Origin of the sequence: Caballeronia calidae, assembly GCF_900044055.2 — a bacterium.
Classification (GTDB): domain Bacteria; phylum Pseudomonadota; class Gammaproteobacteria; order Burkholderiales; family Burkholderiaceae; genus Caballeronia; species Caballeronia calidae.
In genome coordinates, this window is sequence record NZ_FCOX02000043.1 from 53,394 (window position 1) to 67,083 (window position 13,690).

A 13,690-nucleotide genomic window follows, 5' to 3' on the forward strand; every position below is an offset into this window, starting at 1 on the left:
CGTCCGACGCCGTCGAGCGCACCCGAATGAATAGCATCCCGAAGGTTTTCAAGATACAAACGATCGACGCGCGCCGCGCGGTGTTCGAGTTCGCGCGGGCGCTGTGGCATCTGCGCTCGCTGCTCGTCATGCTGCTGATCGTGTTCTCCGGACTGTGCGTGGCGATGTTCTGCTTCGGCGCGCCCGTCGACAGCGCCACGCGCGCCCGCGCCTCGTTCGGCGAGACGCTCTATTTCTGCAGCGTGACGGCGCTCACCATCGGCTACGGCGACGTGGTCGCGACGACCGCCATCGGGCGCGCGTTGTCGGTGTTGCTGGGTTTGTACGGCGTGCTCGTCACCGGCGTGACGACGGCGGTCGCCGTTTTCGCCGTGCAGCGGGCGGCGCGCCGCTCCGCGTAGCACCGCCGCGCCGAAACGCAGACCACGCGCCGCGTTTCCGTCCTATGCTTCTTCAGGCAGCATCCAAACGGAGTGAACGCGATGAACAATCTGGAAGGAAAGATCGTCGCCGTCACGGGCGGCTTCGGCAGCCTGGGACTCGCGACCGCGGGCGTGCTCGCCGGGCGCGGCGCGCGCGTCGCGTTGATCGGACACGGCCGCCAGTCCGATGCGTTGCCCGCGCCGCTCGACAACGCGTGCGTCGTGACCGGCATCGATCTGACGGATGCGAAGTCGGCGCAAAAGGGCATCGACACCATCGTCCAGCAGATGGGCGGACTGCATGCGCTCGTGAACGTGGCGGGCGCGTTCAGCTGGGAAACGATCGCGGACGGCAGCGTCGACACCTGGCAATCGATGTTCGACGTGAACGTGAAGACCGCGCTCAATGCATCGAAGGCCGCGCTCGCGCCGCTGAGCGCGGGCGAAGGCGGGCGCATCGTCAACGTCGGCGCGTTGGCCGCGCTGAAAGCGGGAATGGGCATGGGTGCCTACGCGGCGTCGAAGTCCGCGCTGATACGCCTCACCGAAGCGCTCGCCGAAGAGCTGAAGGACAAGGGCGTGACGGTGAACGCGGTGCTGCCGTCGATCATCGATACAGCGCCGAATCGCCGCGACATGCCCGATGCCGATTTTGCCCGCTGGGTGAAGCCGGAAGCGCTCGGCGCGGTGATCGCGTTTCTGCTTTCGCCCGACGCGCAATGCATCACGGGCGCGGCGATTCCGGTGACGGGGCGCGTCTGAACCGATGCGCGATCAGCGCGTCAGCATCCTGAACGCTTCGCCCTGCATGCCGGCGCGATCCACGGCCGCGATGCGGTTGCGGCCGTTGTCCTTCGCCTGATAGAGCTGCGCGTCCGTCAGATTGATGAAAGCCGTCACGTCCATGCGCTCGCCCGGCACGACGGTGCCCACGCCGAAGCTCGCGGTCACCTGCTGATTGTGCGGCGAACGCACGTGCGCGATGGCTTCCTCGGCGATCAGCGCGCGGCAACGCTCCGCGATGCGCATCGCGGCTTCGGCGTCCGTCCCGGCGAGAATCAGCGCGAATTCCTCGCCGCCGAAGCGGCCGAGAAAATGCTGCTCGCCGGCCGCGACGCCCAGCACGCGCGCGATGCGCTTCAGGCATTCGTCGCCTTGCAGGTGGCCGTAATAATCGTTGTAGGACTTGAAGAAATCGATATCGATCATGACGAGCGACAGCGGCTTGCCCGATGCTTTCGCGGCCTGCCACTCGCGCGCCATCACGTCGTCGAAGCGGCGGCGGTTGCCGACGCCCGTCAGGCTGTCGCTGAACGACAGGCGCTCCAGCTCCTTTTGCATCTGCGCGAGCTTTTCCTCGCTGCGCTTGCGTTCGCTGATGTCGAACATGAAGCCGATCAGCGCCTGCACCTCGCCCTTCTCGTTGCGCTCGACATGCACGACATCGCGCAGCCACACATAGCCGCCGTCGCGCGTGAGGGCGCGGTAATCGGCTTCGTGATCGGTGCCCGCCTTCGACTGCGACACGCAGAAGCTGACCACCGCCTCGCGATCGTCGGGATGCATGCGCTCGGCCCAGTCGTGGACAGTCTTCCACGACGACGGCGCAAAGCCGAGCAGCGTCTCGATCTGCGGTCCGATGTAGACGAATTCCATCGTCGCCCAGTCGATTTTCCAGGGAATCGCCTTGGTCGATTCGAGCAGCGTGCGGTAGACGGCGTGATCGTCCTCGCCGAGCGCGCGCTCTGGCGGCGCGAGGGTGTCTTCGTGCCGCAGGAAAGCGGCCTTGAGCGGGCTCTCGGTTGATTCGCGATTCATGATGTCCAGTGGCTGCGATGCCTGATTGACGTTTGCGCGTGTTATCGGCAACGTGTGGCGCGTTCTGAAGGACATCCGTCAATGACGCGTCGATGCGCGCGCAGCGTTTCGGACTTTACTGGTGGGAAGCGCGCTTGTTCGTCCCTATGCTACGTCGCGTAGCTTAATTGCTACGCAAGGTGGTCTCGTACCTTCGCCCCGACTCGCTCGGGGCATTTTTTTTGGTTCTTCGCGGCTTTTTGTGAAGCCAGGCGCTCGCCGAGCCACTCGGGACAAAACGCGGGTTCAGGGAACGGCGGACACCCCTCCCGCGAAGAGTGGGGCGCTCCTCACGGCTTCATCTCAGAATAGGCGCTTTCTATTCTCCGCGTTGCAGGATGACGTCTGCGTCGTCGGTGGCAGACGAATCCGGTTGAAGATATGTCCAACAAGATTTCATCATTCCTGTCCGGGATCACTTCCGAAGCGGTTATCGCGCCAAGCCAGTCTTTCGATGCGGTGCATGCAACGTTCGATAACGTGCACAATCTGCGCGACCTGGGTGGCCTGCGTAGCCGCGATGGCAGAAGCGTGCGCGCGGGCCGGCTCTTCCGCAGCGGCAACCCGGGCCTGGCCAGCACGGCCGACATCGCGCGGCTTCGATCTCTCGCCATCGATGTAGTGATCGACTTTCGGTCCGGCGAAGAGAAGTCGCCCGAAGAAAGCGCATTTACCGACGCGTTCGACCGCGTCGCGTTACCCGTGCTGGAAGGCAGCATGAGCATGAACGAACTCGTGCCACGCCTGCGAACCGCGACACGGCAGCGCATGGATGATTTCATGCTGCAGGTGTATCGCGACTTCCCAATCAAGCACCGGCTGGCCTTTGCCTACTTCATGAAAGAGGCTGAAAGCGGTCGCACATTGCTGTTCCACTGCAGCACGGGCAAGGATCGGGCTGGCTTTGCCACCTTCCTGTTGCTGTCCGGGCTCGATGTGGCGCCCGAAACGATCCTGGCCAACTACCTCGAATCGAATAACTGCAACAGGCGACTCGTCCAAGGTCTGTGCGCCCGGCTGGAATCGCTGGGTATCTCACCCGAGGTCGCAATGCCATTGTTGGAGGTCCGGTCAGGCTATCTGGAAGCGTCAATCGAGACCATCGAGCAGGAATGGGGCAGTACCGCGCGATTCCTGAGCGACGCGCTGGGCGTGGATACGCAGCGCCTGCGCGAGCAATATCTGGAGGAGGCAGGCTGAACTGCATCGATGAAGCATTCGCCGCGCTCGGTAGACAGGCGGAAATCCGTGAGACCTACCGCGAACGCGAGAGCATCGTTCCGCGGCAGCCCGTCGCGAGACAGCGGCACGCGTAGAGCCGCTTGAGCGCCGCGGTGCGCCGGCCATCGACGGTCAAACAATAGTCGATGAACAGCTCCTGCCCCTTCTCGATCGGCCGTATCGCGCGGATGAACACGCGCTCGCCGTCCTGCTCCGCTTCGCAATTCGGCGCGCAACTGTGATTGAGCCAGCGCGCGGAATTGCCGCCGCGCGCGCCGTCGATGACGCTGCCGTCGTCGAGGCCGAACAGAAACGTATGCCCGTCTTCCGCGCCCGATTTTTCGTGGATGCGCTGCGCTTCTTTCCATGACAGACGCAGGCCTTTGTATTCGAGCAGCAGCGTGCCCGTGGGCAGATCGGCGAGAGCGAAGACGCCCCGGCCATGAACGGGCGAAGTCCGAACAGTGATTCGACGCATGGTGTGGCGGTTCGCAGTAAGGAGGTTGAATATTTGAGAGAACGCGTGAGCATCGTTATGATGTGGCCGTCATAAATCGTTGTCACGTCCATGCCCGCAGTTTCTCCCCGCAAGAGCAGAAAGCGCAAGCCGTTACGCGGCACGCTTGCGCGATATCGCAACCGGATCGTCGAAGTACTCGGGGAGGCGCGCGGCGAGCGCGTCATGATACGGTCGATCCATGACGATGGCGTCGAGCGGCGCACCGCCGTGAAGTGGATCAACCTCGTGCCGCTGGATACCGAACTGTTCTGACTTGCAGGCGTGCTGGCGCTCAGCCGCGCAACAAGCCGCGCGCCTGCTCGAGCAGCGCCGCCGCGGCGAGATACTCCTTCAGGCCCGCCATCGTGAGCGCGGCCATCGCGGTGTCCTTGAAAAGCTCTTCATCGGAAATGACCGGCACGCCTGTTTCACCAATGCCTCCCCGCCGCAGCCGCATGAACGCCAGCATCTCGAACGCCTGCGCGCGTTGTTCGTCGCTCACGCCGGCGGCGACGAGTTCCGCCGCACCGGTCAGCTGATCCATCGCGCTTTCGTAGTCTGCCCGTTCCATCGTCACGATCCTCGAAGAAGCCCGCCGATAATTTTCGCGCGTTTTGGTTCAAACTATCGCATCTCACCTGAATTCAACCCGAAAGAACGAACGGAGACGACGCATGGCGGTAAGCGAAGCGGTAATGGCATTGCGTGAAGCGCTCGGCGCACAGGTCGTGGCGCTGCCCGACGAATTCGGCGACCGGCGCGTCGCGGACTGGAGCGGGTTGCCCGGCGCGACGCCGCTCGCGATCATCCGTCCGCGCACCACCGGCGAAGTCGCACAGGCGCTCGCCATCTGCTCGCAGCACAAGCAGCCCGTCGTCACGCAAGGCGGCCTGACGGGGCTCGTCGGCGGCGCGAATCTGCTCGGCGGCGAAGTGGCGCTGAGTCTCGAACGCATGAACCGCATCGTCGAGATCGATGACATCTCCGCGACCATGACCGTCGAAGCCGGCACGCCGCTGCAAGTGGTGCAGGAAGCGGCGAGCGCGGCGGGCTTCTACTTCCCGCTCGATCTCGGGGCGCGCGGCAGTTGTTCCATCGGCGGCAATCTCGCCACGAACGCGGGCGGCAATCGCGTCATCAAGTACGGGATGATGCGCGATCAGGTGCTCGGCGTCGAAGCCGTGCTCGCGAGCGGCGCGATCGTCGGCGGCCTGAACAAGATGATCAAGAACAACAGCGGCTACGACCTGCGCCACTTGCTGATCGGCAGCGAAGGCACGCTCGCGGTCATCACGCGCGTCGTGTTGCGGCTGCGGCCGAAGCCCACGGCGACCGCCACCGCATGGTGCGGCCTGCCGGATTTCGCCGCCGTCACCACGCTGCTCACGCGCGCGCAGGCGAGTCTCGCGCCGGGCGTGTCCGCGTTCGAGGTGATGTGGGCGGGCTATCACGATACCGTCATCGCCAACCTGAAGAATCTGCGCGCGCCGCTCGCCGATGCGCATCCGTTCTACGTGCTGCTGGAAAGCGTCGGCACCGATCCGGTGCGGCACGGCGAAGCCTTCGAGGAATTTCTCGGCGGCATGCTCGAGGCGGGCATCGTGACCGACGCGGCGATCGCATCGAACGAAGCGCACGCGCGCGACTTCTGGGCGATCCGCGATGCGCCCGGCGAATACGATCGCTTCATCCCGAACTACGCGGCGTACGACGTGAGCTTCTCCATCGCGCAAGTCGGCGATGCCGCCGCGCAATGCGAGGCGCGTCTGCGCGCGCGCTGGCCCGACGCGATCGTGATGACCTACGGCCATCTCGGCGACGGCAACATCCACATCGTCGTGGACGTGCCCGGCAGAGGGAAGCAGGATCACGACGATCTCGATGCCGTCATCTACGACGTCACGCGCGAGTTCGAAGGCTCGATTTCGGCGGAGCACGGGATCGGCGTGAAGAAGCGCGATTATCTGCATCTCGCGCGCCGCGAAGCCGATATCGCATCGATGCGCGCGATCAAGGCGTCGCTCGATCCGCACGGCCTGCTCAATCCGGGCAAGGTGTTCTAACGGCGCTTGTGCGTATGCCGGTGATGAATGTCGGGAAAGTGCGCGTGCGTGTGCGTGATCGGCAGATGCACGTGCGGATGCGTGTGCGGTTCATCGCCGGCATACGGAAAGTCGTGCTCGTGCCGATGATGCTCGTCGTGCACATGCCGATGCGTATGTTCCAGCCGCTCGTGCGTGTGCTCGTGCTCGTGCCGCTCGCGCACGTGCAGCCACACGCCGAGCGTCATCAGCGCGGCGGCGATCCAGAACGCGATGCCGGGCGCCTGCGGCCACATCGCGAGCGACAGCGCGACGCCGAATACCGGCGCGACCGAGAAGTACGCGCCGGTGCGCGCCGTTCCCAGATGGCGTAGCGCGATCACGAACAGCACGAGACTCACGCCGTAGCCGCCGAAGCCGGTCGTCATCGCGGCGACGGCGATGCGCGGCGCGGGCAGATGCGCGCCCATCGCGAGCGCAATGCCGAGGTTCGTCGCGCCCGCGACAAGTCCTTTTGCGCAGGCGATGACCATCGCGTCGGCGTTCGAGATCTTGCGCGTCAGATTGTTGTCGATGGCCCAGCACAGGCACGCCAGCGCGATCAGGAGCGCGCCTGTCGATGCATCCGCCGCGCCCGGCGACCACGCGAGCGCGACACCGCCCGCGACGATGGCCACCATGCCGAGAAACACCGACAGATCCACATTCTCGCGAAACACGATCCACGCGATGGCCGCCGTCAGCACGCCTTCGAGGTTGAGCATGAGCGCGCTCGTCGCGGCGGGCGTGCTCGTCAGGCCGAGCATCAGCAATGCCGGACCCGCGACGCCGCCGAACGCGATCGCGCCGACGAGCCATGTCAGTTCGTGTGCGCTCACGCCTTTGCTCCGCGCGCGAGAGAACGCGCGGACGAGCAGGATCGCGCCGAGGCCGACGCCGCTGCCGAGATAGAACAGGCCCGCAACCATGAACGGCGGCATCGGTCCGAGCAGCGCCTTGGCGACCGGCGTGGTCGCGCCGAAGAGCGCGGCGGCGATGAGGGCGGTGAGAATGGCGGTGAATCGGCTTTGCACGGTGAGGCTCGTCAGGCTTGCGTCTACGTTTCAAAAGTTTAGTCGACGCGGATTCTCCGGACGATTCGCGCCAGCGCTCTCATTCTTCGCTCATTCTCGCCGCGCAGAATGCGTTCCATCGACAAAACGACTGGGACGCGGGAGACGAGACATGAAAGCGATCAGACATGTGATGGTGGCCGCCACACTGACTTTAGGGCTGGTGACGGTGGCGCAGGCGCATCCGTTCATCGGCGTGGGCATCGTGGGCGGTCCGGTGTTTCCGGTCGCGTCCAGCGCGCAAAGTGCGCCGCCGCTGCCGGTCTATGCGCGCGCGACGGATTCCGGCCCCGCGCCGCTGCCGGCCGACGCGCCGCCCGTACATTACGCGCAACCGGCCATCGGTAATATCGCGGCGATCATGGGGCGGGCCAATGCAGTGAGTCTTTAGAGCGGCGTGTGATGTCGCAATCGCGCTCACATGCATCGCAAAACTGCTCGTTTGTCTCACGACGCGCGCGGCGTTAGGCTGAATGGCTCGAAGTCAACACGGATGCACGAGCACATGACTGAACTCATCGACTACGCCGCCATCGCCGATGCCGCCCGCGACGGCTACATGAACCGCGTCATGTCGAGCGTCAACGATCACGACGTCCATATCAGCGTGATGGACGCGCCTTATCGATGGCACTTTCATCCGAACTCCGACGAAACCTTCATTGCCGTGGAAGGCACGCTCGTCATCGAATTCGAGGAAGGCGCCGTCGCGTTGCGCGCCGGTCAACTGCTGACCGTGCCCGCAGGCAAGCCGCACTGCACGCGGCCGGGCGGCGCGCGATCGGTGAATCTGACCATCGAAAAAAAGGACACGGAAACGGTGTTCTGCGACGCACCCGCCTAGCGCAACGCGCGTGCCTCGAGATGCTCGACGAGACGCTGAGCCGCTGGCTGCAACGCGTCGAAGTCCCGGAAGCACACGACGAAGCGCCGTTTCGCGAACGCATCCGAGAGCGGAATCGCTTCGATGCCGAGCGCCTGCCGATAGGTTCCCGCCACTTCCATCGGCACGACGCTGATGCCAAGCCCCGCCGCGACGACGCGAAACGCCGCGTCGAAGCTCGATACGATCACGCGATACGACATCGACTTGCCCGCCTGCGCGGCGGCGCGTTGCAGCATCGTGTGAACGGCGGTCGCGGGCGGCAGACCGACATGCTCGAACTCGAGCGATTCCTCGAAGCTCACCGAACGCCGCCGCGCGAACGGATGATCGGCGGGCACCGCGAGCGCGAGCCGGTCATGCCGATACGCGCGATGCTGCAATCCACGCAGATCGACGCTGTCCCAGCACACGCCCACCGACGCGACGCCTTCGCGCAACTGCCGCACGAGATCGTGCGACAAGCGCTCTTCCACATCGACCTTGATGTTCTGATTCGCGGGTTCGCGCATGAACGACGCGATATCGTCGAGCAGCGCTTCCGCAATCGCCGATGCCGACGCGCAGATGCTCACGCGCCCTTTCAGGCCGCCGCCGAACGCGGCGACATCGTTCGCGATGCGCTCCATCGTGAAGAGCACGCTGCGCGCGTGCTCCAGCAGCGCGATGCCCGCGGGTGTCGGCTCGACGCCGCGCCGCGAGCGCGACAGCAGCGGCACGCCGAGCGATGTCTCCAGTTGCGCGATGCGCTTGCTGATCGCCGATGGCTCGATGTGCGATTCCTGCGCCGCGCGCGCGATGTTCTGGTGCTCGCAAACCGTCACGAAGAGACGCAGCGTTTTCAGGTCGATATCGCGCATGTGAGTGGGCAGTTCGTCTGACGTTCCGAACGGGAAGCATGAGCCTTCCAAAATACCGCTTTTATGGCATTTGCGGAATCTCTAAAGTCGAGACCATACACAAAGACGATACGGAGACAAAGCCATGCCCGCGTTCCCCTCGAACGCCGTGATCCGCGAAGTCGGCCTGCGCGACGGCCTGCAGAGCATTCGAACGATCGTGCCGACAGAGCGCAAGATCGAATGGATCGGCGATGCCTACGCCGCCGGCCAGCGCGAAATCGAAGTCGGCTCGTTCGTGCCCGCGCGCCTGCTGCCGCAACTCGCCGATACGGCCGAACTCGTCGCCTACGCGAAGACGCTGCCCGGACTTTTCGTGTCCGTGCTGGTGCCGAATCTCAAGGGCGCCGAACGCGCCATCGAAACACAGGCCGACCTGATGCTCGTACCGCTTTCCGCGAGCCGCGCGCACAGCCTCGCGAATCTGCGCAAGACGCCGGAGGAAGTCGTCGACGAAGTGGCGCGCATGCGTGCCGCGCGCGACGCATCCGGCTCGAAGACGATGATCGAAGGCGGCATCGGCACGGCGTTCGGCTGCACGATCCAGGGCCGCGTCGATCATGCCGACGTGCTGCGCTACATGCAGGCGCTGCTCGATGCAGGCGCGGATCGCGTTTCCATCGCCGATACGGTCGGTTATGCCGGTCCCGCCGCCGTGCGCGCGCTCTTCGAGAAGGCGCGCGACATCGCCGGCGAGCGCTTCTGGTGCGGCCACTTCCACGACACGCGCGGCCTCGCGCTCGCCAACGTCTACGCCGCGCTCGACACCGGCGTCGCGCGCTTCGATGCGACGCTCGCGGGCATCGGCGGCTGTCCGCATGCGCCGGGCGCGAGCGGCAATGCGTCGAGCGAGGACCTCGCGTTCATGCTCGCCGATATGGGCATCGATACCGGCATCGACATTCCCGCGCTGTTGAACCTCCGCGCGAAGCTCGCGAGCTGGCTCGACGGCGAAACGCTGCACGGTGCGCTCGCGCTCGCCGGCTTGCCCGTCACGTATGAAATCAACACGGCAATCGAAGCCTGAGGACGATATGAGTCATTCAACCCTGCCGCTCGAAGGCGTTCGCGTGATCGAGTTCACGCATATGGTGATGGGCCCGACCTGCGGCATGATCCTCGCGGATCTCGGCGCGGAAGTCATCAAGATCGAGCCGCCCGGCGGCGACAAGACGCGCAATCTGCCGGGTCTCGGCATCGGCTTCTTTCGCTCGTTCAATCGCAACAAGAAGAGCGTCGTCATCGACATCAACACGGAAGAGGGGCGCGAAGCCGCGATCGAGCTGATCGGTGAATGCGACGTGCTGCTCGAAAATTTCCGTCCCGGTCTGATGGCGAAGCTCGGGCTCGATTATGAAACCTTGTCGAAAGCGCATCCGAAGCTCATCTACGTTTCGCACAAGGGCTTCCTGCCGGGCCCGTATGAAAAGCGTCTCGCGCTCGACGAAGTCGTGCAGATGATGGGCGGCCTCGCCTACATGACCGGCCCGGAGGGCAGGCCGCTGCGCGCGGGGACATCTGTCAACGACATCATGGGCGGCATGTTCGGCGCGATCGGCGTGCTCGCCGCGCTGCGCGAACGCGATCTCACCGGGCGCGGCCAGGAAGTGCAGAGCGCGCTCTTCGAGAACTGCGTGTTTCTCTCCGCGCAGCACATGCAGCAATACGCGATGACCCGCGAAGCGCCGCCGCCGATGCCCTCGCGCGTATCGGCGTGGAGCGTGTACGACGTGTTCACGCTGGCCGAAGGCGAGCAGTTGTTCATCGGCGCGGTGAGCGACAAGCAGTTCGTCACGCTCTGCGATGTCCTCGACCGTCCCGATCTCGCGCAGGAGCCGGAGTTCGCGACCAACGCGATGCGCGTCGCGGTGCGGCCGCATCTGCTGGAACGGCTCGGCGAGATTCTCGCGCATCATCGCGCGGACGAGCTCGCGCCGAAGCTCGAAGCGGCCGGCATTCCGTACGCGCCGATCATGCGCCCCGAGCAATTGCTCGACGATCCGCATCTGAAGGCGAGCGGCGGCCTCGTGCCGATGCAGACCGACGACGGCGGCACCACCGACGTCGTACTGCTGCCGCTCACGATGGGCGGGCGCCGCCCCGGCGTGCGTCAGCCGCTCGCGCGCGTGGGCGAGCATACGAACGAAGTGCTGGGCCGGCTGACGAAACGCGTCACGGCATAAGGCATCGCGAGAGGCGCACAAAAAAACCAGCGCCGTCGCCAACACAGGAGACAAGACAATGCAGCCAACTTTCAGCGCGGTCGCCGAGCCGCTCGCATCGCCGAACATTCATGTCGATACGACGCCCGGCGCGCAAATCTCCGCGCGCATGGATCGCCTGCCGATCACGCGGCATCTGTGGATGCTCGTGTTCCTCATCTCGCTCGGCGGCTTCTTCGAAATCTACGATCTGATCTTCACCGGCTACATTGCGCCGGGCATGGCGAAAAGCGGTCTGCTGCAGACGACCACGCATGCGTTCTTCGGCTTCACGGGCATCGCGGGGTTCATCGCGGCGACGTTCGCGGGGCTTTTCATCGGCACGTTTTTCTTCGGATGGCTGCCGGACCGCTACGGACGGCGCAGCGTGTTCACGTTCTCGCTGCTGTGGTATTCGATCGGCTCCGCGATCATGGCGTTTCAGACGACGCCCGAAGGCGTGATCTTCTGGCGCTTCGTGACGGGCATCGGCGTGGGCGTAGAGATCATCACCATCGACAGCTATGTGACCGAGCTCGTGCCGCAACACATGCGTGGCCGCGCGATGGCGTTCAACCAGATGGTGATGTTCGCCGCCGCGCCCGTCGCCGCGATTCTTTCGTACTGGCTCGTGCCGGAAACCGTGTTCGGCCTCGATGGATGGCGCGTCGTCGTGCTCGCGGGATCGGTGGGCGCGGTGATCGTGTGGTTCATCCGGCGCGCGGTGCCGGAGAGCCCGCGCTGGCTCGCGATGCACGGCAGGATCGAGGAAAGCGAGCGCGTGGTCGGCAATATCGAGCGCGCGGTCGAGCGCGAATCCGGCGCCGCGCTGCCGCCGCCCGCGCCCGTCGTGGAGCAGCCGTCGCATCGGCGGGCATCGCTCGGCGAGTTGTTCAACGCGCCGTATCGCTCGCGTCTCATCATGCTCATCGTCTTCAATTTCTGCCAGGCGATCGGCTATTACGGTTTCGCGAACTGGGTGCCGACGCTGCTGATCGGTCAGGGCATCACCGTGACGAAGAGCTTGTTGTACTCGTTCATCATCGCGTTCGCGCTGCCGACCGGCCCGCTGCTCGCGATGCTCTACGCCGATCGTATCCAGCGCAAGTATCTGATCGTCGGCGGCGCGCTCGTCGTGATCGCGAGCGGCATCGCATTCGGGCAGATGAAGTCGCCCGCCGCGCTCATCGCGCTCGGCGTGCTGATCTCGCTCGCTGGACAAACCATCTCGGTGTGCTATCACGCATATCAGACGGAGCTCTTTCCGACGGCCGTGCGCTGCCGCGCGAGCGGCATCGTGTACTCGGCGAGCCGGGCGGGCGCGATGATGTCGGGCTTCATCATCGCGTTCCTGTTGAAGGACTTCGGCGTGCCCGGCGTGTTCACCGGCATCACGGTGTGCATGTTGATCGTCGCCCTCGCGATCGGCGTGTTCGGACCGAAGACCAACGGGCTGCGTCTCGAAGAGTTGAATCACTGAGACGCGCGTAGAACCCGGCGATGCGTTCGAAACCCTATCCAGGCGGACGGACGCTCGCGCAGCGAACGGCGCCTCACAGGCACGACGCATGCTGATTGCAGCGCAGGACGCCGCGCACGCTTGCGCGGCGTGTCCGTTTGCGTCGTCCGAGAGTGGCGAGGTGCAGTGATGATACGGTCCTACAACCACAAGGGTTTCGTGCTCGAAGTCGCGATCGAAACGAGTTACAGGCTCCTGCCTGCACCCGAGACCGTGCGCTATCTGGCGATCGTGACCATCAGCCGGTCGGGAAGACCGGTCACCGCGTTCTCGCCGCTGTGCATCGACAGCCGGCGCTACGCGAGCTTCGCCTCCGCCGAGGATGCGCTGATGAGCGCCCACACGGCGGCGCGCGCATTCGTCGACGACTGGGTGCGAGCAGCTTCGTGAATTCGTGATGCGGGGCCATGACGAAGCTAGCCGTCTTCGTCATGTGAAGCGGAGTGGAGCTAGGAATCCGCGCGGCAGACAGAATTTGAGCTGCCGGTACTGACGCCACATCGTGCGGGCGTCAACGCCGATTGCGGTTTGGCCCGCCATTGCGCGCAAAAGTGGCTTTCCCGGCGGCGAAATCAGGGCAATGTTGTCCCCTTCGGGACTTACGCAGGCGTCATTTTCGACATTCTGCGTAGGTTCAGCGCCGCGCAGACGAGTTTCCATTCGGCCTGTGCCTTGGCCAGTCCACGCATGCTGAATTGTCGAAATCCGAGAACGCTCTTTACCCAGGCATTCGGCGGTTCGGACAGCCATTTGCGCTTTCGATAGGCCGCCTGAGTTTGCGCACAAGTAAACTTGTCGGCCATCGCGGCGCATAGCGGGCGCTTCCGGGCATCGACCTTCACCTCTTTCTTGCCCTCGCGTCCGGGCGCCACGATCAACTCGGCGGGGTGCTCGCGCAATTGTTCGAACGTCGCCTCCGAGCGGTAGCCCGCATCGGCAAGGACTTGCTTGGGGGCGGCCCCGGCGTCGCGCGCTACCGCCGCCAGAACGATCGGCAATTGGCCGCTGTCGGCAGCACAGTTACCCAGTTCGGCC

At 64.8% G+C, this 13,690-nt stretch carries 16 protein-coding genes; 10 read left to right on the forward strand and 6 right to left on the reverse strand.

Going from position 1 to position 13,690, the window contains the following annotated elements; genetic code table 11:
* Positions 1–26: 26 nt before the first annotated feature.
* Both AWB78_RS29695 and AWB78_RS29700 read left to right on the forward strand, forming a co-directional pair.
* Positions 27–401 (forward strand): potassium channel family protein, encoded by a 375-nt coding sequence (locus AWB78_RS29695; protein ID WP_062610019.1) that lies wholly within the window; start codon positions 27–29, stop codon positions 399–401.
* Positions 402–482: 81 nt separating this feature from the next.
* Positions 483–1,184: an SDR family NAD(P)-dependent oxidoreductase gene (locus AWB78_RS29700; protein ID WP_062610021.1), complete on the forward strand. Its 702-nt coding sequence runs from the start codon at positions 483–485 to the stop codon at positions 1,182–1,184.
* 12 nt (positions 1,185–1,196) lie between these two features.
* On the opposite strand, the gene AWB78_RS29705 is transcribed toward AWB78_RS29700, so the two are convergent.
* Positions 1,197–2,240: a sensor domain-containing diguanylate cyclase gene (locus AWB78_RS29705; RefSeq protein WP_062610065.1), complete on the reverse strand. Its 1,044-nt coding sequence runs from the start codon at positions 2,238–2,240 to the stop codon at positions 1,197–1,199.
* 420 nt (positions 2,241–2,660) lie between these two features.
* Between AWB78_RS29705 and AWB78_RS29710 the strand changes: the two genes are divergently transcribed.
* Complete coding sequence (locus AWB78_RS29710; RefSeq protein WP_062610023.1) at positions 2,661–3,479, forward strand: tyrosine-protein phosphatase; 819 nt, start codon at positions 2,661–2,663, stop codon at positions 3,477–3,479.
* 55 nt (positions 3,480–3,534) lie between these two features.
* Here AWB78_RS29710 and AWB78_RS29715 read toward each other — a convergent pair whose 3' ends face one another.
* Positions 3,535–3,978: an SET domain-containing protein gene (locus AWB78_RS29715; RefSeq protein WP_062610026.1), complete on the reverse strand. Its 444-nt coding sequence runs from the start codon at positions 3,976–3,978 to the stop codon at positions 3,535–3,537.
* 313 nt (positions 3,979–4,291) lie between these two features.
* Positions 4,292–4,570, reverse strand: a complete 279-nt coding sequence (locus AWB78_RS29725) for a hypothetical protein (RefSeq protein WP_062610030.1) — start codon at positions 4,568–4,570, stop codon at positions 4,292–4,294.
* 103 nt (positions 4,571–4,673) lie between these two features.
* On the opposite strand from AWB78_RS29725, the gene AWB78_RS29730 reads away from it, so the two are divergent.
* Positions 4,674–6,062 (forward strand): FAD-binding oxidoreductase, encoded by a 1,389-nt coding sequence (locus tag AWB78_RS29730; protein WP_062610032.1) that lies wholly within the window; start codon positions 4,674–4,676, stop codon positions 6,060–6,062.
* On the opposite strand, the gene AWB78_RS29735 is transcribed toward AWB78_RS29730, so the two are convergent.
* Positions 6,059–7,114: a DMT family transporter gene (locus AWB78_RS29735; RefSeq protein ID WP_062610034.1), complete on the reverse strand. Its 1,056-nt coding sequence runs from the start codon at positions 7,112–7,114 to the stop codon at positions 6,059–6,061. The two genes, AWB78_RS29730 and AWB78_RS29735, sit on opposite strands and share 4 nt — an antisense overlap.
* Positions 7,115–7,265: 151 nt before the next feature.
* On the opposite strand from AWB78_RS29735, the gene AWB78_RS29740 reads away from it, so the two are divergent.
* Positions 7,266–7,544 (forward strand): hypothetical protein, encoded by a 279-nt coding sequence (locus AWB78_RS29740; RefSeq protein ID WP_062610036.1) that lies wholly within the window; start codon positions 7,266–7,268, stop codon positions 7,542–7,544.
* Positions 7,545–7,658: 114 nt separating this feature from the next.
* Entirely contained in the window at positions 7,659–7,997 is a 339-nt protein-coding gene (locus AWB78_RS29745) for a cupin domain-containing protein (RefSeq protein ID WP_082883462.1), read from the forward strand.
* Here the strand turns inward: AWB78_RS29745 and AWB78_RS29750 are convergent.
* The gene (locus AWB78_RS29750; protein WP_062610041.1) at positions 7,994–8,896 is read right to left on the reverse strand and encodes a LysR family transcriptional regulator; all 903 of its coding nucleotides are present in this window, start codon (positions 8,894–8,896) and stop codon (positions 7,994–7,996) included. The genes AWB78_RS29745 and AWB78_RS29750 overlap by 4 nt on opposite strands.
* A gap of 124 nt (positions 8,897–9,020) precedes the next feature.
* Here AWB78_RS29750 and AWB78_RS29755 point away from each other — a divergent pair, with 124 nt between their 5' ends.
* The 4 genes from AWB78_RS29755 to AWB78_RS29770 all read left to right on the forward strand — a co-directional run bounded on the left by AWB78_RS29755 (position 9,021) and on the right by AWB78_RS29770 (position 13,045).
* A complete protein-coding gene (locus AWB78_RS29755; RefSeq protein WP_062610044.1) occupies positions 9,021–9,962 on the forward strand; it encodes a hydroxymethylglutaryl-CoA lyase in 942 nt (313 codons plus the stop codon).
* 7 nt (positions 9,963–9,969) lie between these two features.
* Positions 9,970–11,118, forward strand: a complete 1,149-nt coding sequence (locus AWB78_RS29760; RefSeq protein WP_062610046.1) for a CaiB/BaiF CoA transferase family protein — start codon at positions 9,970–9,972, stop codon at positions 11,116–11,118.
* 58 nt (positions 11,119–11,176) lie between these two features.
* Positions 11,177–12,616 carry an MFS transporter gene (locus AWB78_RS29765; protein WP_062610048.1) on the forward strand — a complete coding sequence of 480 codons (1,440 nt, stop codon included), beginning with the start codon at positions 11,177–11,179 and terminating at the stop codon, positions 12,614–12,616.
* A 168-nt stretch (positions 12,617–12,784) separates the two neighbouring features.
* Positions 12,785–13,045 carry a hypothetical protein gene (locus tag AWB78_RS29770; RefSeq protein ID WP_062610050.1) on the forward strand — a complete coding sequence of 87 codons (261 nt, stop codon included), beginning with the start codon at positions 12,785–12,787 and terminating at the stop codon, positions 13,043–13,045.
* A gap of 209 nt (positions 13,046–13,254) precedes the next feature.
* Here AWB78_RS29770 and AWB78_RS29775 read toward each other — a convergent pair.
* A partial coding sequence (locus AWB78_RS29775; protein ID WP_157697436.1) for a transposase occupies positions 13,255–13,690 on the reverse strand: 436 nt, incomplete at its 5' end.

Coding starts and splice junctions, on each gene's coding strand:
- AWB78_RS29765 (WP_062610048.1), top strand. CDS start 11,177: ATGCAGCCAACTTTCAGCGCGGTCGCCGAGCCGCTCGCATCGCCGAAC.
- AWB78_RS29725 (WP_062610030.1), bottom strand. CDS start 4,570: ATGGAACGGGCAGACTACGAAAGCGCGATGGATCAGCTGACCGGTGCG.
- AWB78_RS29750 (WP_062610041.1), bottom strand. CDS start 8,896: ATGCGCGATATCGACCTGAAAACGCTGCGTCTCTTCGTGACGGTTTGC.
- AWB78_RS29770 (WP_062610050.1), top strand. CDS start 12,785: ATGATACGGTCCTACAACCACAAGGGTTTCGTGCTCGAAGTCGCGATC.
- AWB78_RS29710 (WP_062610023.1), top strand. CDS start 2,661: ATGTCCAACAAGATTTCATCATTCCTGTCCGGGATCACTTCCGAAGCG.
- AWB78_RS29745 (WP_082883462.1), top strand. CDS start 7,659: ATGACTGAACTCATCGACTACGCCGCCATCGCCGATGCCGCCCGCGAC.
- AWB78_RS29700 (WP_062610021.1), top strand. CDS start 483: ATGAACAATCTGGAAGGAAAGATCGTCGCCGTCACGGGCGGCTTCGGC.
- AWB78_RS29715 (WP_062610026.1), bottom strand. CDS start 3,978: ATGCGTCGAATCACTGTTCGGACTTCGCCCGTTCATGGCCGGGGCGTC.
- AWB78_RS29730 (WP_062610032.1), top strand. CDS start 4,674: ATGGCGGTAAGCGAAGCGGTAATGGCATTGCGTGAAGCGCTCGGCGCA.
- AWB78_RS29760 (WP_062610046.1), top strand. CDS start 9,970: ATGAGTCATTCAACCCTGCCGCTCGAAGGCGTTCGCGTGATCGAGTTC.
- AWB78_RS29755 (WP_062610044.1), top strand. CDS start 9,021: ATGCCCGCGTTCCCCTCGAACGCCGTGATCCGCGAAGTCGGCCTGCGC.
- AWB78_RS29695 (WP_062610019.1), top strand. CDS start 27: ATGAATAGCATCCCGAAGGTTTTCAAGATACAAACGATCGACGCGCGC.
- AWB78_RS29705 (WP_062610065.1), bottom strand. CDS start 2,240: ATGAATCGCGAATCAACCGAGAGCCCGCTCAAGGCCGCTTTCCTGCGG.
- AWB78_RS29740 (WP_062610036.1), top strand. CDS start 7,266: ATGAAAGCGATCAGACATGTGATGGTGGCCGCCACACTGACTTTAGGG.